At 66.7% G+C, this 16,381-nt stretch carries 15 protein-coding genes; 5 read left to right on the plus strand and 10 right to left on the minus strand.

Annotated elements, in window-relative coordinates; genetic code table 11:
* Positions 1-2 precede the first annotated feature (2 nt).
* Positions 3-1,013 (plus strand): ABC transporter ATP-binding protein, encoded by a 1,011-nt coding sequence (locus ACYCO6_RS14935; protein ID WP_459772558.1) that lies wholly within the window; start codon positions 3-5, stop codon positions 1,011-1,013.
* Entirely contained in the window at positions 1,010-2,038 is a 1,029-nt protein-coding gene (locus ACYCO6_RS14940) for an ABC transporter ATP-binding protein (RefSeq protein WP_459772560.1), read from the plus strand. Before ACYCO6_RS14935 ends, ACYCO6_RS14940 begins: the two co-directional genes overlap by 4 nt.
* 136 nt (positions 2,039-2,174) lie before the next feature.
* Here the strand turns inward: ACYCO6_RS14940 and ACYCO6_RS14945 are convergent, their stop codons facing one another.
* From ACYCO6_RS14945 to rnk, 9 genes are all read right to left on the minus strand, one after another.
* Positions 2,175-3,554, minus strand: coding sequence for an NAD(P)/FAD-dependent oxidoreductase (locus ACYCO6_RS14945; protein ID WP_459773576.1), 1,380 nt, complete (start codon positions 3,552-3,554; stop codon positions 2,175-2,177).
* A 24-nt stretch (positions 3,555-3,578) separates the two neighbouring features.
* A complete protein-coding gene (locus tag ACYCO6_RS14950) occupies positions 3,579-3,977 on the minus strand; it encodes a nuclear transport factor 2 family protein (RefSeq protein WP_459772561.1) in 399 nt (132 codons plus the stop codon).
* Positions 3,978-4,080: 103 nt separating this feature from the next.
* A complete protein-coding gene (locus tag ACYCO6_RS14955; RefSeq protein ID WP_459772563.1) occupies positions 4,081-5,586 on the minus strand; it encodes an aminotransferase-like domain-containing protein in 1,506 nt (501 codons plus the stop codon).
* Between the two features lie 1,371 nt (positions 5,587-6,957).
* The gene (locus tag ACYCO6_RS14960; protein WP_459772565.1) at positions 6,958-8,034 is read right to left on the minus strand and encodes a two-component system sensor histidine kinase NtrB; all 1,077 of its coding nucleotides are present in this window, start codon (positions 8,032-8,034) and stop codon (positions 6,958-6,960) included.
* 158 nt (positions 8,035-8,192) lie between these two features.
* Complete coding sequence (locus tag ACYCO6_RS14965; protein ID WP_459772566.1) at positions 8,193-8,351, minus strand: hypothetical protein; 159 nt, start codon at positions 8,349-8,351, stop codon at positions 8,193-8,195.
* A 42-nt stretch (positions 8,352-8,393) separates the two neighbouring features.
* Entirely contained in the window at positions 8,394-8,843 is a 450-nt protein-coding gene (locus ACYCO6_RS14970) for an HPF/RaiA family ribosome-associated protein (RefSeq protein ID WP_459772567.1), read from the minus strand.
* A gap of 55 nt (positions 8,844-8,898) precedes the next feature.
* Entirely contained in the window at positions 8,899-9,828 is a 930-nt protein-coding gene (locus ACYCO6_RS14975; RefSeq protein WP_459772568.1) for a universal stress protein, read from the minus strand.
* Positions 9,829-10,542: 714 nt separating this feature from the next.
* Positions 10,543-10,992 (minus strand): GreA/GreB family elongation factor, encoded by a 450-nt coding sequence (locus tag ACYCO6_RS14980; protein WP_459772570.1) that lies wholly within the window; start codon positions 10,990-10,992, stop codon positions 10,543-10,545.
* Positions 10,993-11,083: 91 nt separating this feature from the next.
* The gene (gene rnk / locus ACYCO6_RS14985) at positions 11,084-11,494 is read right to left on the minus strand and encodes a nucleoside diphosphate kinase regulator (protein WP_459773578.1); all 411 of its coding nucleotides are present in this window, start codon (positions 11,492-11,494) and stop codon (positions 11,084-11,086) included.
* 897 nt (positions 11,495-12,391) lie between these two features.
* On the opposite strand from rnk, the gene ACYCO6_RS14990 reads away from it, so the two are divergent.
* The 3 genes from ACYCO6_RS14990 to hpnE all read left to right on the plus strand — a co-directional run bounded on the left by ACYCO6_RS14990 (position 12,392) and on the right by hpnE (position 15,648).
* The gene (locus ACYCO6_RS14990) at positions 12,392-12,835 is read left to right on the plus strand and encodes a GreA/GreB family elongation factor (protein WP_459772572.1); all 444 of its coding nucleotides are present in this window, start codon (positions 12,392-12,394) and stop codon (positions 12,833-12,835) included.
* A gap of 99 nt (positions 12,836-12,934) precedes the next feature.
* The gene (locus ACYCO6_RS14995; protein WP_459772574.1) at positions 12,935-14,371 is read left to right on the plus strand and encodes a homospermidine synthase; all 1,437 of its coding nucleotides are present in this window, start codon (positions 12,935-12,937) and stop codon (positions 14,369-14,371) included.
* A gap of 14 nt (positions 14,372-14,385) precedes the next feature.
* Positions 14,386-15,648: a hydroxysqualene dehydroxylase HpnE gene (gene hpnE, locus ACYCO6_RS15000; RefSeq protein WP_459772575.1), complete on the plus strand. Its 1,263-nt coding sequence runs from the start codon at positions 14,386-14,388 to the stop codon at positions 15,646-15,648.
* A gap of 313 nt (positions 15,649-15,961) precedes the next feature.
* Here the strand turns inward: hpnE and ACYCO6_RS15005 are convergent, their stop codons facing one another.
* Positions 15,962-16,174 (minus strand): DUF6494 family protein, encoded by a 213-nt coding sequence (locus ACYCO6_RS15005; RefSeq protein ID WP_459772576.1) that lies wholly within the window; start codon positions 16,172-16,174, stop codon positions 15,962-15,964.
* Positions 16,175-16,381 lie beyond the last annotated feature (207 nt).

Below are 16,381 nucleotides of genomic sequence, written 5' to 3' on the forward strand. Positions count from 1 at the left end.
CCATGGATATGGGCAAGCCGGCTCCCGTCCTCGCGGTGGAGGATCTCACCGTCGCCCTGACCCGGCCCGGCGGCGCCGTGCCCGTACTCGAACGCCTGAGCTTCTCCGTGGAGGCGGGGCGGACCGTCGCGCTGGTAGGCGAATCCGGCTGCGGCAAGAGCATGACGGCGCTTGCCATCCTCGGCCTGCTGCCGGAGGGATTCGCGCTGACGGGCGGGCGCATCCTGCTCGCGGGGGAGGACGTGGCGCAGGCCGTGCCCGCCCGCCTGCGGGCGCTGCGGGGCTCCGCGATGTCGATGGTCTTCCAGGAGCCGATGACGGCCCTGAACCCGGTCTACACGGTGGCTGACCAGATCTGCGAGGCCCTGCAGCTGCACCAGCGCCTCGGCCGCCGCGATGCCCTCGACCGGGCGCTGGCGATGCTCAAGGCGGTGCAGATCCCGGCGGCTGAGCGGCGCCTGCACGCCTATCCGCACGAATTGTCCGGCGGCATGCGCCAGCGGGTGATGATTGCCATGGCGCTCGCCTGCCGCCCGAAGCTCCTCATCGCCGACGAGCCGACCACGGCGCTCGACGTGACGGTCCAGGCCCAGGTCTTCGACCTCCTGAAGGCGCTTCAGGACGAGATGGGCACGGCCATCGTGCTCATCACCCACGACCTCGGCGCGGTGGCGGACATCGCCGACGAGGTGGCGGTCCTCTATGCCGGGCGCTGCGTCGAGCAGGGGGCGACCCGCGCGGTCATGACGGCGGCCGAGCACCCCTACACGCGGGGGCTGATGGGCTGCACCCCGCATCTTCGCCTCGGTGCCGCTGCGGCGGCCCCGCAGGAGGCCCTGCGTGAGATCCCCGGCCTCGTCCCTCCGCTGGGACGGCGCCCGGCGATCTGCGCCTTCGCCGATCGCTGCCACCGCGCCGACGCCACCTGCCTCGACCGGCCGCAGCCGGCCCTAGCCGCTCACGGACCCTCGCGGGCGGTCGCCTGCTGGCACCCGGAGACCCGAGCCGCATGAACGCCCATTCCCCCGCGCTGGCGGCTCAAGCCGAGATCCTCCGCGTCGAGGATCTCAAGGTTTATTTCCCCCTTCCGGGCCGCAGCGGATCCGTGGTCCATGCCGTGGACGGCGTCAGCTTCTCCGTGCGACGGGGCGCGAGCTTCGGTATCGTCGGCGAGTCGGGCTCGGGCAAGTCCACCACAGCGCAGGGGGTGATGCGCCTCGTCACGTCCACATCCGGCCGGGTGGTGCTGAACGGGCAGGACATTCTCGCCGTCCGCGGCGCCCGCCTGCGGGAGGCGCGGCGCCACATCCAGATGGTATTCCAGGACCCCTTCGCCTCCCTCGATCCCCGCCGCAGCGCCGGGGACCTCGTCGCCGAGCCCCTGCGCCTGCTGGAAGGGCTCTCACGTCGGGAGGCAGCCTCTCGCCTCGATGACCTGTTCGCCAGCGTCGGCCTGCCGCCGGAGGCGAGGAGCCTGTTTCCCCACCAGTTCTCCGGCGGCCAGCGCCAGCGCCTCTGTATCGCGCGGGCGCTGGCGACGCGGCCCGACATCATCGTCTGCGACGAGGCGGTCTCGGCCCTCGACGTCGCGATTCAGGCGCAGATCCTCAACCTGCTGGACCGGCTCCAGGCGGAACGGGGTCTCGCCTACATCTTCATCTCGCACGACCTCGGGGTGGTGCAGCACCTCTGCGACGAGGTGGCGGTGATGTATCTCGGCCGGATCGTCGAGCAGGCGCCCACGGCGGCGTTCTTCTCCACCCCGAGTCACCCCTACAGCTGGTCGCTGATCTCAGCCGCCGTGCCGGCCGGCCCGGCTCGCGACGCTCTCAAGAGCCGCTACCTTGTCCGTGGCGAGCCGCCGAGCCCCATCGATCCCCCCGCCGGCTGCCGCTTCGCCGGCCGTTGCCCCTTCGCGGTGGATCGCTGCCGCGCCGAGGACCCGGCCCTGCTTCCCATCGGCCTAGGCCATGCCGTAGCCTGCCACCGGGTGGGAGAGATCACGCCGCCGGATTTCGACACGGCGCAGGCCGCGTGAGCCCGCGTTATTCGTCGTCGCGGGCGCAGTGAAGCAATCCAAGGTAGCGCCACGTTCGGAAACGGCCCGCATCCCTGGATTGCTTCGCTACGCTCGCAATGACGGAGGGGGCGGGGTGAGGGACGGGTGGCGCTCCTCACGCCGCCTCATCGCGGTGGTGGTACCAGCGGTAGAGCATCCGCTGGCCGATCCGACGGAAGGGGGCGAAGGGATGGCCCGGGAGAGGGCCTCCGTAGATCGGCAGGTCGGCGGGCTTGCGTCCGGCCACCAGCCCTGCGAGGCGCCGCCCGGCCTGGGCCGAGAAGGAGACGCCGTTGCCGCCGTAGCCGAGACTGTAGAACAGAGGTTCAGTGGGCTCCGGTTGGACGATCCGGGGCATCATGTCGTGGCTGACATCGACCCAGCCCCACCACGAGTAATCGACGCGGATCCCCTCCAGCACCGGAAACTTCGCGTGCAGGCCGTCGATCAGCAATTGCAGGTGCCGGGGATGGGTGGCGTCCGCCCCGGTGATCGCGCTGCGGCTACCGATCTGGACCCGGTCGTCCGGGAGGCGGCGATAGTAGAAGCGCAGGGTGCGGGTGTCGGTGACGAAGGTGGTGGTGCGGAACGTAGCCGCCACCTCCTCCGGGGTGAGCGGTCGGGTGACGAGGGAGTTCGAGAGGATCGGCATGATCCGGCTGCGCAGGCGCGGGTGCAGGCCCTGGCTGGTGTAGCCCCCTGTGGCGATGGCCACCGCCCGCGCCCGCACCGTGCCGTAGGGCGTGCGCACCCGGAACCCCGCGCCGTCGCGCTCGATCCCGAGCACCGGGCTCGACGGATGGACCTTTGCCCCGGCCGCGCGGGCGGCCCGGAGATAGCCGAAGGCAAATTTCGCCGGATGGATGCCGATACCCAGGGGCTCGTGCAGGGCACCCACTGCCCCAGCCTCGTCGAGCCAGTCGCGCTTCAGCTCGTCGGGCCCCATCATCCGCGTCCGGTAACCGAACACTTCGTTGGTGAGCGCCGATTCCGCCGCGAGCTTCTCGTAGGTGCGGGGGCGGTGCGCCACGTAGAGGTGGCCGCCGGCCTGCGGGTCGGGGTCGAATTCGCGCACGAGATCCGTGAAGTAGTCGAACCCCTCCATGATCTCGGCATGGAGCTTCAGGGCAGTCTCGCGCCCGTAGCGTGCGATCCATTGCGAGCGGCTGAGGCGCCCGGAGGCGGTCTGGCCCTGGCCGCCGTTGCGGGTGCTGCATCCCCAGGCCACCCGGTTGGCCTCCAGCACCGTGGCCTTGATCCTGTGGTCGCGGGCGAGGCTCAGGGCGCAGGACAGGCCGGTGAAGCCGGAGCCGACGATGACCACGTCGGCATCCGTGTCGCCGGTGATCGGGCCGTCATCGGCGGGCGGAGGACCGGCCGTCGCGACCCAATAGGTCGGGGCATAGTTCCGGTCGGTGCCCGGCGTCGCGTGGGTGAGGGGATCGTAGGTCGGATCGTAGGGCGCGCCGGTCGGGCGCAACTGCGGATCGGCGATCAGCGTCACGGCCGCTCTCCTCTCTCAGGCCGTCTGGACCGGGCGGTCCTTCCGGAACGCGCTCTTGCGGGCTATCAGGCCGCCTTCGAAGGTGAACAGGTCGACGCCGTCGACTTCAACTCGCCCGCCATCCGGCCTCGTGCCCGTGAACAGCCATTCGGACGTGGCGCGATCCCCGGCGATCGTGTGATCCGCGACCGTCCAGGCGACGTCCGGCATGTCGGTCCAGACGCCGACGAAGGCTGCGCGGACGGCCTCCTGGCCGGTGAGCCGCCGCCCGTGACGGTCCGGCCCGGCGGCGGTGTCGAACACCACGCCGGGGGTGAAGCAGGCCATGACTCCGTCCGCGTCGTGGCGGTTGAAGGCTGCGAACAGGCGCTCCAGCAAGGCCCGGCGGCCCGCTTCGGTGGTGGCTTCGGTCATCGGTCTGGTTCCTCGCCCACAGGCATCGGCCAGACGGGTCTAGGCTGACGGCCGGGCGTTCCGTGAGATCCAGAGGCTCGCCATCGAGGCGTCCAGTTCCCCTTCAGACGCGCTCGGGCACGTCACGCGAGAGGCGGGCGACGGCGGGCCCCACGAGGTCCGACAGGATCGTGAGGCCCGCTTCGATTCGGTCGGTGCGGATCGAGGTGAAGCCGAGCCGGAAACAGGCGCGCCCAGCCGAAGGATCTGCGAAGAAGATGTCGCCCGGCTCGATGAGGACGCCGCACTCCCGCGCCCGCTCGGTAAGGTCCCGCGCGTCGAGGCCCGGCGGCCCCTCGATCCAGAAGCTCGTCGCGCCGGGGTCACGGCGCCAGCGGCAGCCGGGCAGCAGCCGCGGCAGGAGGCCGCCGATACAGGCGGCGCGCTCCTCGAGGGCGGCAGCGGTGCGGCGCAGATGCGAGCGGTAATGCCCCAGGGCGATGAACATCGCGGTGGCGCGCTGGTTGTTCGAGGGCGGGTGGCGCAGCATCAGCCGCCGCAGCACCCGCAATTCCGCGATCACCGCGCGGGGCGCGACGACGTAGCCGATGCGCAGGCCTGGCGCGAGCACCTTCGAGAAGCTGCCGACATAGATCACCCGCCCGTCCGCATCGAGGCTCTTGAGCGAGGGGATCTCTCCCTCCACCGCGAGGTCGGCTTCGTAATCGTCCTCGACGAGCAGGACGTCGTAACGCTGGGCGGCGTCGAGCAGGGCGCGGCGCCGCTCCAGCGGCATCACCGCCGTGGTCGGGCAATGGTGCCCCACCGTCACGAAGACGATGTCTCGCCCGGTGAAGGCCGCGTCCGGCACCACCCCGTGCCGGTCGACGGTGAGCGGGGTAAGGTCGGAGGTCGCAAGCCCGAGCATATTGCGGGTGTCGGGGTAGCAGGGATCCTCGATCCCTGCAGGGGTGTCGTGCCCCACGAGAAGCCGAGTCAGGAGGGAGAGTGCCTGTTGCGAGCCGATGGTGATCATCACCTCGTCGGCCCCCGCGAAGATGCCCCGGCGCGGCAGCACCTGAAGCCGCAGCTGTTCCACGAGGTCGGCATCGTCCTCGTCGATGAGGTCGCCGGCCCAGCCGTTGATCTCCGCGACGCTGGAGGCGGCGCGCACGCTCTCGCGCCAGTCGTTGGCCGGGAACAAGGAAGGGTCGAACTGGCCGAAGACGAAGGGGTAGGGATAGTCCAGCCAGTCACGGGGTTTCGTGATCTGCGGCAGCAGCGACGGCCGGATGGCGAGGCGCCCCGACCAGTCGAGAGAGGGCTTCGGGCGCGGAGGGCTTTCCTCGCGGGCCTCCGTTCCGGGCGCGAGGAAGATACCGCTGCGCTCATGCGAGACGAGGAACCCCTCGTCGATCAGCTGCTGATAGGCAGCCACGACGGTGTTGCGCGCCACGCCGAGCAGGCCCGCCAACTGGCGGGAGGACGGCAGCCGCGCCTCCGGCGTCAGGACCCGCCGCTCGATGGCGACGACGATCGCCCGGCGGATCTGGAGATGCAGCGCCACTCCTGCGCGATCGAGCGCTCCGAACAATTGCGTCCAGGCGACGGCGTGATCCGTGGCAGCCATGCGATGCCGATCCCAGCGATCCCCCGCGCCGCGGCCAAGCACGGACAGTGCCATCGGTATGGCGCTGCGGCATTATGCACGCAAAGCGCGAGACGATGAAACGGTGGTCTCAGTTCGACCTGGCAGAGAAAGCGAAGGTGACGAGGGCGGAGGTCACATGAACGCCCACTGTTCGGCTACCAAGACACTGTCGCCCCGGTATAATCGAGAAAGGCACATCCGCGGTGGCCGCGATGCGCTTCGATCACGGCGACCATCCCCCCGCGCTGGTGCCGACATTGAGCGTCGCGAGAGGGGCGCCGAGATCCGTCCGGACTCCTCCCGGGATGCATGAGCAGAACGCCCCATTTCACGCCGGAATGTTGGCCCGCGAAGGAGCACGCCAGGGTGTTCGGGGCGGCCTTGCTCGCCTGATAGCTGCCCCAGCCGCCGCTGCGATCCAGGGAGACGGAGCTCAGCTTCGACGTCATCGGGACGGCCAGGTCATCCTCGAAAACGCCCCTGTGAGATGCCTCGGCGAAGCGGATCGGGCTCAGAGCATTCGTCCGAAGGACAGCGGCGGCGATCTCACGGGGTATCTGGCCTGCGGGAATGCCGGCCTCTGTCGCCACTCCGGCCACGACGAACGCGAGGTCGAAGGCAGGTATGTCAGCCAGGGACGTTCTCAGGGTGGCGACGGCGCCGTCCTCGTCGATATCGATCCTGATCTCGATGCGCAGGAGCCTGCATGGCCAAGGTCCGCGGAAGCTTCGGACGGTCTGCGCACGGTGGCGGTCATGTCCCACCCCCGTTCGAGGAACCGGGCGACGAGGCCGAGACCGAGCCCACGCGAGGCTCCGACGATCAGCGCGCGGCATAGCCATGCCCTCAATATGGTGAGGGACGATCCAATCGCCATCCGATCCAGGGGCATGTTCCCTCATTGCAGATCCGTCATCGGTCGCGAAGAGGCGGAAAACCCAGGCGGTCGATGCATTCTGCGCCGACGCTCGTCTTGAGGGGCCGTGGTCGCTCTACTCTAGGGCGAGCGCAAATTCGGCAAGCGCAGAGACGCGGTGAGCGACTCAAATCTCCGCGTCTGCTTTTGGGGGGGCGCGAGTGGGACCGATTCGGCTGTAATGGGTGCAAAGTTGCCGGCCGGATCTGGCCGAAAGCGGCAGGTCCGCTTCGGAGAGGAGCAGCCGGAAGAGCGGACAGGTTTCTTCGGGCTCAACTTCGTCTTGAAGAGCAGCCTGTCCGGCGCTTGGAAGCAGCCGTTCGACACGCGCGGCTGTACTGCCCATTCCGCACATGGTTCACGGATGTGTATCGGGGTGCGGGCTTGGAGCTCAATTGCGAACGGCAACAGTGACTGACGAGCTAGATCCGCGTCTAGCCTCCATTCCGATCAACAGCGTAGCCCGCGCTGTTCCGCACCGGGGAGGTCAAGACCTGGGCGGGAAGTCGGATCTCCGCAATGGTACCACCTCCGAGGCGGCTTCGGAGGTCGACGCGGCCGCCGGATTGCTCGGCAAAATCGCGGATCATCGGCAGACCTAGGCCAGTCCCCTTTCCCTCCGTTTTGGTGGTGAAGAGCGGCTCCATGACGCGCGCGAGAGTTGCCTCCTCCATACCGAGTCCATCGTCCGTCACGGTCAAGCAGACATACGGACCTGGCGGCAAAGCCGCGTCGGAGTCATGCGCCTCCTCCTCGCGTGCCGAGATGACTACCGATCCCCCGACCGGCGGCATTGCATCGCGTGCGTTGACGACGAGGTTGAGGAGCGCAAGCTCAAGAAGTGAGGCGTCTGCCAGCACGGGTGCGATGGCAGAGGGAAACTGCGCGTCGACGCGGACAGATGACCCAGCCGCTTGCTTGAGCATCGGGATCAGTCCGTGAATCAGCACCGTGACATCGATGCAGTCCACCTGATGTTCCCGCTGACGCGCGAAGCTCAGCATGCGTCGGGTCAGCGCGGCACCCCGCTGCGCGACTTGAACAGCCGTGTCCAGGAGCGCTACCGCGTTCCGCTCGTCCTGCACGCTTGGCTTGAGCTTATGGAGGCTCGCCAGCAGGACGGCGAGCAGGTTGTTGAAATCGTGGACCAAGCCCGCGGTCAGTTGGCCGACCGCCTCCATTCTGTGGGCCTGTAGCAGCAGGGCGCGCTGGCGGGTGATGTCACGGGTGATCTTGGCAAACCCGATCTGGGTGCCGCTGCCGTCGCGCAGGGGGCTGATGATGACGTGCGCCCAGAATCGGCTTCCACCTTTGCGGACCCGCCATCCCTCCTGCTCGAAGCGCCCCTTGCGGGACGCCTCCTCGAGCGCGCGCATCGGTAGCCCGGTCAGCTGCCCTTCCTCGGTGTAGAACCGGGAGAAATGGGTTCCAACAATCTCCTCGTCGACGAAGCCCGTCAGACGCTGGGCGCCGGCATTCCAACTTGTGATCCGCCCATCGAGGTCGAGCATGTAGATGGCGTAATCGACGACTGCTTCGATAAGGAATTAATAGCTTTGCTCGGCGTCCGACTTGTGCATGTCGTTGAATTTTCCAATGTCGGACCATATCGGCCGAGGAATTCGGATCGGACCAGCCTCAAACATGCGGGGGCGGGCCGTGCCGACGGTTACCGGCGAGCGAGCAGCAGCACCGTCGTGGCGGCCATCGCAGCCACCAGGAAACCCAAGATCGTCCGGGGGATGCCCACGTCATCCAACATGCGCGCCGTACCCAGGACGAGCACCATGACGACGAGTGCCGTGGCCCGCGCCGCGATTATCCTCACGGGACGTCTCCCGCTTGGTGACGACGCTCCACCCCGAGCCCCCTAATCAGTCCATTCGAGGCCATGAGGACCTGCCAGTTCGGGCTGTGCGTTCGCGGCTCGGCGCCCGCGCCGCGGAATGCCCGCGTTACGGAACGGCGCCTGGGCGAATGCCGGCGGACGACCGATCCGGGAAAAACTGTCGCTCCGAAGGGAATGCTTCACTCGCATCAGTCGCGTCGCCGCCCTCCGCAGCGCCTGTTCGAGGACGTCGCGGCAGGACGTGCCACGGGACGCACCCGTGATCACCCGCCTGGGGCCCATGTCGATGTTGACCGTGCAGCGGTATCCCCTCCCGTCACGGCTGAAGTAAATCGTCGCTGCGTTCAATCGACCGATATACTTCGAGGCGATCCGTTCGATGCCGTTATGTGCGCGTTGCCGCAATGCGTCGCCCAGAGCGACGCTGGAGCTTTGCACGACGACGGGCACACCGATGCGGGAAGGGGTCATGCCGACCTCTGGATGATCTGAAGGACGTGCGATGGGACCGCGCCAAAGGCGCGGTCTAGGTGGGTGCGAGCCAGGGAATGGGCCGCCCGCCCGGCTTCTGAGCGGCCTGGGCCGAGAGCCACGCCGGACGAGCGGATCTCGAACCGCTCGTTGGGACGACCAGCAGGTCCGGACCGGGCGCGAAGAGAAGATCCTCGGTGACGCTGCCTCGCAAGATCCTGCCGATGCCCGTGCGTTCGTGCGTACCCATGAGCAGGAGGTCCGAGCATGTCAGGATCGCGCTGCGGTGGATCACCTCACGGGGGTTCCCTTCCTCGACCAGCCGCGCCCAATTCCGACCTGTCAAACCATTGGCCTCCAGGACGTCGTCCAGTTCCTGGGCGCACCACGCGCGCCAGTTCTCGACGTATCCCTCGATGTGGCTATCGGCCACTCCGATCGCCGACAGCTTCGTCTTCGCCAGCGCTTCGAACGCGTGGACGACCGTGACCTCGGCATCGCTGATCAGCCCAAGCCATTGCGCGCTTCGCAACGCCTGCGTGCAGGTGCGGGTGAAGTCGACAGGCGCCAGGATCCGCTCGTAAGGACCTTCAGCGGCCTGCCTGACGACCAGGACGGGGCACGGGCTCTCGCGAATGAGGCTCCTGACGGTCCTTCCCGAGGTGCGACCCTGCAGCACCGGTTGAGAGCCTACGACGACGAGGTCGACCTCCCAGACGCTCGCGACATTGAGAATCGCCTCGGGGGCCTGTCCGCCGATCACGATCGGCTCGCACGTGGTCCGGAAGAGTTCCGGCACGACGGCGATCTGTTCGAGGATCATGCGCTGGGCTTCGCGGCGATCCTGCGCGACTTGCCCGTCCCCGAGCCCATCGACGACGTGCATCAGCATGACGTTGCCCCGGACCGGACCCGCAAGGAGGCCGGCACGCCGCAATCCCCTGTGCGAACGCGTCGTGAAGTCGAGAGCCACCAAGATGCGCAATGAACTTTCTCCCCTGATGCGAGGACGGCCGAGCGACGCTCAGCCCAGGATCTCGATGACGACGCGGCGCAACTCCATCCTGTCGATGTTCGGTGTCTCCGGCCTCCACCCGGACGGTCTCGCCTGCCAAGCCGCATCCTTCATGCTGGGCGGCTCCGAGGGCGAGCCTCTATTGGCCATCGGCGACGTCGCCGAGCTTGGCTCTGGCGTGGGAAGAGCCCGTGTCGGGTCGTGTACGGCAGGCGCGTTCATGTGTGGGATCTCTCAGTGAGCTATCGGGAGGGCCATGCGCGTGCGCGGCCGCCGGGAAGCCGCAGCTGCGCCGGCGCGCGCCGTGGTTTCTCGCCACGGCGAACGGCTCTCGTTTGCTAACGGGACGGGAGGGCCGAGGGACATGCCCCGAGCGGCTGAACGCATGGCGTTCGCCGGCTTCGGGGGCTTAGTGGCCTGCGACGAGGCGGCCGGCCCTCTGATTCAGAAAGCGGACTGAGATAAACATGACGTGAATAGTTATGCGTGTCCTGCCATATATTTCAAGTCGTGATTTCCATTTTCTGTGACTGCTGCAAATAACCGATCCTCGGCATGTAGACACACGGCCGTAACCACAAAGCTCCTTGCAGGATTGGTCCCCGTTCCGTTCATGGCGTTCCGGCGGTGAGGTCTTTCGGGACGCAGGAGGAGCAGGCCGTCCATCTCTGGCAAACCGGTCACTCAAAAGCCCCAGCGCATCAACTCGGCCGTAGCTCGATAGGGTTGGAACAAGACGCGCAACACGGTCACGCAACGCATGTTGCCGGACGGCGTGTACCACCGGATGGATTGTCCCTCCGACAGGCCAAGCACAGCCGCACCGAGCGGAGTGAGAACCGAGATGCATTGCTCGTCCCAGTGCTCTTCGCCGGGATAGACCAACGTCATGCGCCCAGCCCGATCCGTTGCGTCGTCGCGGTATTTCAGATGCGTGTGCATGGTCACGACATTCCCCGGCACGACGTCCGGTGCCACCACGGTCGCGCGCCCAAGTTCGCCCGCGAGCCAAGCCGCTGTCTCGGCTTGGATGCCTGCTCCGCGCGCACCGGATGCGACCAATCTCAGGCTACGGAAATCCGGAACCGGGATGATCAGGGAAGGCAGGTGCTCGGACACAGCATGGCCCATCATCGTCGAAACCCTCGTTCAACACGCAGTCGGCGAGTAGGTTTATCCAGGAAGTCGAGAACAGATCGCCGGATACGGCGAGTCAAATCGCTCCCTAAACGGTCTCCGGCTCCCGAACATCGAGCACGGTCAGGCGTTTGATGCTGCCGGAGCGGGTTTCCCAGTCGATCGATTGCCCAGCGCTCAAGCCGATGAGGGCTGCCCCAACCGGTGTCAGTACGGAAATTCTGCCCCGCGCGATGTCGGCTTCACCTGGATAGACCAGTGTTACGGTTTGAACCTTGCCCGTCGCGTTGTCCTGGAATTCAACCCAACAACCCATGTGCGCGAAATCCCCGCACGTCTTCCCGCTTCGGACGACCTGAGCTCGGTCGAGTTCGTCCGAAAGGAAGGATGCGACTTCAGGCATGCAGTCCATGGCGGCCGCCGACAATCGGGACAGGCGCTCATGGTCGTCGGCCGTCATCTTGATGCGTGGCCTGTCATCTTTGCGGTTGGTCTTCATCGAGGGGCTCGCCTCAGTGTTCAGGGTCGGATTGCTACGCGGCACTTGGTCCAGGATCGTTGTCGTCACCGGATGGATGAGGCGCATCTTCGCTTCCACTGGGTGGCGCCGGCGGATACGAATAGTTTTTGCGTGCAAAGGGGAGAATGGTGCGTGCAAATGGCACCACGTTGCGTGCAGGCGCTCGCCCTTCTTGTTCGGAAGAGGTCTCGCCGGCATCGTGCGGCGGGCAAGGTGTTGGGCTTCGCTCGGGAGTGTCCATGGCTCGCGCTCCGATACACGTGACTGGCGCCCATTCAGCGGCCAGGACGCAGTGCAGATTCACCGGCGGGAGCGGGGCGCTCCATACGCAGGACGAACAACCTGATGTCTTGACGGGTATTGGCCTTGCCGCGGCAGCCTACAGCGCCCCAGCGTGCGATGTTCCGCGGTCCCCGAGCTGCGCGTGCGCCGATGCGCCGCCGGCTCGGGGCTACTGGCCCGCGATCAGGCGACCTGCCCGAAGCAGGTCACGATTGAAGGGCGCAAAAATACGCATGATGGATCAAACATTGGCCGAGTCGACGCGCTTGTCAATTGCCCTCACGAAGCAATCGTCGGCGTTCAGAACCGCGGATCTCTTCGCCGAGGCGTGCTTGACACCCGTACGGCTCAGCCTATTGTCTGCCTGATCATGTCGAACCGCCTTCAAAGCATCCGCCTCCTGGGGCGTGCGGGCAGCCTGCAAGCAGGCTCTTAAGCCCTGGCGCCCGGCCGGCCTCTCGAGGCGCGGCCTGCTCCAGGGTTCAAACTCCAGCACATCCTTCTTCTTCCGCGCGCAAGCTCGCGAGTGGACCGCGCCGGAATCCACTCTGCCCGGCTTCGCCGGGTGGAGACGCCCTGCTGTGAGGTGCCAAGATGAATGCGGTTCGAGAGCTCCCGCCGATCACGATTTCCAACTATGACTTTGATCGATTGATCGCATTTGGTCTCGCCGCGAGCCATTTCGGGGATCACGGTGCCGATTTTCTGCTTTCGGAGCTGAGGCGGGCGACCTTGTGCCCGGCTCGAGAGCTTCCGGAAGACGTTGTTTCGGTCAATTGCCGGGTCAGCTATAGACGCGATGATCATTCGACGCTGCATGCGCACAGTCTTGTGCATCCGAGTGATCTCGTTGACCCGGAGCATGAGATAGCGGCGACAAGCCCGCTCGGGATCGCGCTGCTCGGTCTGCGAGCTGGAGACCGAATGCCGTTCTGCGACGCCGCGACCGGCTGCGAGTACGTGGTCGAGGTGGTGAGCGTGGATCCACGAGGAGGCGAGGAGGATCCGCATGCCTCCCAAGTATTTGATCGCCGCTGAACCTGTAGACATCCGCTCTTTCCGCGCTCTCCGATGGGTTCGGGTACACGGTCGCGGCTGAAGCCCGACCAGCATCATCCACACGCAGGAAACGAAGATATGACCGGATTCCGCTGGCCCCTGCATGGCCGGATCACCGGCCCCATCGTGATGATCGGCTTCGGCTCGATCGGCCGGGGCACCCTGCCGCTCATCGAGCGCCATTTCGCGTACGACCGCGCCCGCTTCACGGTGATCGACCCGGTCGACACCCACCGGGCGCTGGCCGAGACGCACGGCCTGCGCTTCGAGAAGGTGGCGCTGACGCCGGAGAACTACCGCGACGTGCTCACCCCGCTCCTCACCGAGGGCGGCGGCCAGGGCTTCTGCGTCAACCTCTCGGTCGACACCTCCTCGCGCGCCATCCTGGAGCTGTGCCGCGAGCTGGGCGCCCTCTACATCGACACCGTGGCCGAGCCCTGGCCGGGCTTCTACTTCGACAAGACCAAGAGCCAGGGCGAGCGCACCAACTACGCGCTCCGCCAGGACATCCTCGATGCCCGCGCCCAGAAGCCCGGCGGCACCACCGCGGTCTCCTGCTGCGGCGCCAATCCCGGCATGGTCTCATGGTTCGTCAAGCAGGCGCTCCTGAACATCGCCCAGGATACCGGCCTGCAGCGGCCGGAGCCGAAGACCAAGGCCGAGTGGGCCGCCCTGATGAAGGATCTGGGCGTCAAGGGTGTCCACATCGCCGAGCGGGACACCCAGCGCGCCAAGACGCCGAAGCCGCGCGGCGTCTTCGTCAACACCTGGTCGGTGGAGGGCTTCGTCTCCGAGGGCAACCAGCCGGCCGAGCTCGGCTGGGGCACGCACGAGACCTGGAAGCCGGCCAATGCCCGCGCGCAGGAGAACGGCTCGGCTTGCGCGATCTACCTGCTGCAGCCGGGGGCCGACACGCGGGTGCGCACCTGGGTGCCGACCGCGGGCGCGCAGTTCGGCTTCCTGGTGACCCACAACGAGGCGATCTCGATCGCCGATTACTACACGGTGCGCGAGGGCCAGACGCCGGTCTTCCGGCCGACCTGCCACTACGCCTACCACCCGGCTGACGACGCGGTGCTCTCGCTCCACGAGATGTTCGGCAAGGCCGGCACGGTGCAGGCGCAGCACCACATCCTCGACGAGACCGAGATCGTCGACGGCATCGACGAGCTCGGCGTGCTGGTCTACGGCCACACGAAGAACGCCTACTGGTACGGCTCGCAGCTCTCCATCGAGGAGACCCGCCGGATCGCGCCCTACCAGAACGCCACCGGTCTGCAGGTGACCTCGGCGGTGCTTGCCGGCATGGTCTGGGCGCTGGAGAACCCGGAGGCCGGCATCGTCGAAGCCGACGAGATGGATTTCCGCCGCTGCCTGGAGATCCAGACCCCGTATCTCGGCCCGGTCGTGGGCGTCTACACGGACTGGACGCCGCTCACCGACCGCCCCGGCCTGTTCCCGGAGGACATCGACACCAGCGATCCCTGGCAGTTCCGCAACGTGCTCGTTCGGTAGCGGGAGCGAACGCGGTGCCGCGCGCCGTTCACGTCGTGGGCGCAGGGCTGTCGGGACTCGCCGCGGCCGTGCGCCTCGTGAATGCCGGGTGTCCGGTGATCGTTCACGAGGCAGCCGGCCATGCTGGCGGTCGATGCAGATCCTATCACGACCCGCAGCTCGGGATGATTATCGATAACGGCAACCATCTGGCCCTATCGGGTAACGAGGCGGCGCTCGCCTTTCTGGACCAAGTCGGTGGCCGTTCGGCCGTTGTCGAGCATGCGCGCGCCGAGTTCCCGTTCATTGACCTTGCCACGAACGAGCGCTGGACGTTGCATCTGAACCAGGGGCGTGTGCCGTGGTGGGTGCTCGATCCGTGCCGGCGCGTTCCGGGCAGTCGGGTGGCCGACTACACCTCGATCGTCTGCCTGCTGTCGGCACGACGGGGCGCAAAGGTATCGGACGTTCTGTGCTGCGAGGGGCCGCTCTACGAGCGTCTCTGGCGCCCGATCCTTTTGGCGGCGCTGAACATCGAGCCGAAGGATGCCGACGCGACCGTTGCGGCGCAGGTGCTGCGCGCGACCTTCGGCGCCGGTGGTCGCGGGTGCAGGCCCGTCATCGCCGAGGGTGGCCTCTCGAAGGCCTTCGTAGAACCCGCCCTCCGCTACATCGGAGAGCGCGGCGCTCTGGTCCGGTACAACAGGCGGCTACATCGCCTCGCGTACAGGGGGGACCGCCTGGCCGGCCTCGTCTTCGGTGACGACGTGATTCTGCTGGGGCCCAAGGAGCAGGTCATCCTTGCGGTGTCACCGAAAGCCGCAACCGATCTCGTTCCAATGCTGAAAGCTCCCGAGGACCACCGGGGCATCGCGAACGTCCACTTCCGCATGGATTGTCCGGCCGAGATGCCCCGGATGACTGGCGTAGTGAACGGATTATCCGACTGGATCTTCGCATATCCGGACAGAGTATCGGTGACCATCAGCGGAACCGACCTGAGCGGCATAGGTCGCCAGGAACTCGCGCGCCGGATTTGGACCGAGGTCACCTCCGTCACGCGGCCATACATGACGGGCCAGTTGGACCCATGTCCGCCCTGGCAGGTCGTCCGCGAAAAGCGGGCGACCTTCGCGGCTACGCCGGCCGCAGCGTTCTCCCGTTCCCGGACCCGCACGGAGTTCCGAAACCTGTTCATCGCCGGCGACTGGACAGACACGGGTCTGCCTGCCTGCATCGAAGGCGCAGTCCGGTCCGGCAACAAGGCATCACGTATCGCGATTGAGGCAGGCCGATGAGACAGAGCATTCGACCTCTGTAAGGCACGGCGTCGCAGCCGAGCGTGAATTTGCACGCGGTCTTGGACGCCGATTGTGAATGGCACCAGTGACTTGCTCGCTGAATCGGCGTCGAACCCCTACGCCGATCAACACCGGGCATGGCTGAAACTGCAGCAATGGGCGCAAAGCTGTCGGCCATCGCTGCCCGAACGAACGTCCGCTTCCGCAATCAGGCTTCCCGAAAGCAGACTGGCGATAGTCCAAGCGTAGCGGCTACCGGATGACCGGCGCACTTGTTTGAGAAGCTCGGCGATATGAACGACGCAGCGCGTTAGCTCGTCGTGCCCGAGTCCTCACCGAGTGAGATTGTACGCTCGATCACGTGCTCGAGCGGTGTGTTCTCAGCCGTGAGTGTCATGCGAAGCTTCAAGGATCCGCCCTGCACCTGCCCTTCGCGTGCCACGCGCTCGATCTCGCGCTGCGACGTGACTCCGACTTCTTTCAGGAATTTGCGCAACTCGATGTTGAAGCGGTCCTCGTCCATGGTGTGTTCCTCCGTTCTTAGCGCCTCGTCAACGCGCAGCCTGAGCACTCAGCACCAACCTTGTTGGATCAGGTATGCAGACAAGCAAGCCCCGCCATTCGCCGGCGGGAGCGCTCCTTGGTTGCAGAGGAGCGTTGACAGCGAGGCGGACGAAAGACCGTTGCCTTCGATGTCACCGGTCGAGCTTCAATCGACGGCCTCGCGTGT

It is taken from the genome of Methylobacterium sp. CM6257 (genome assembly GCF_054611515.1).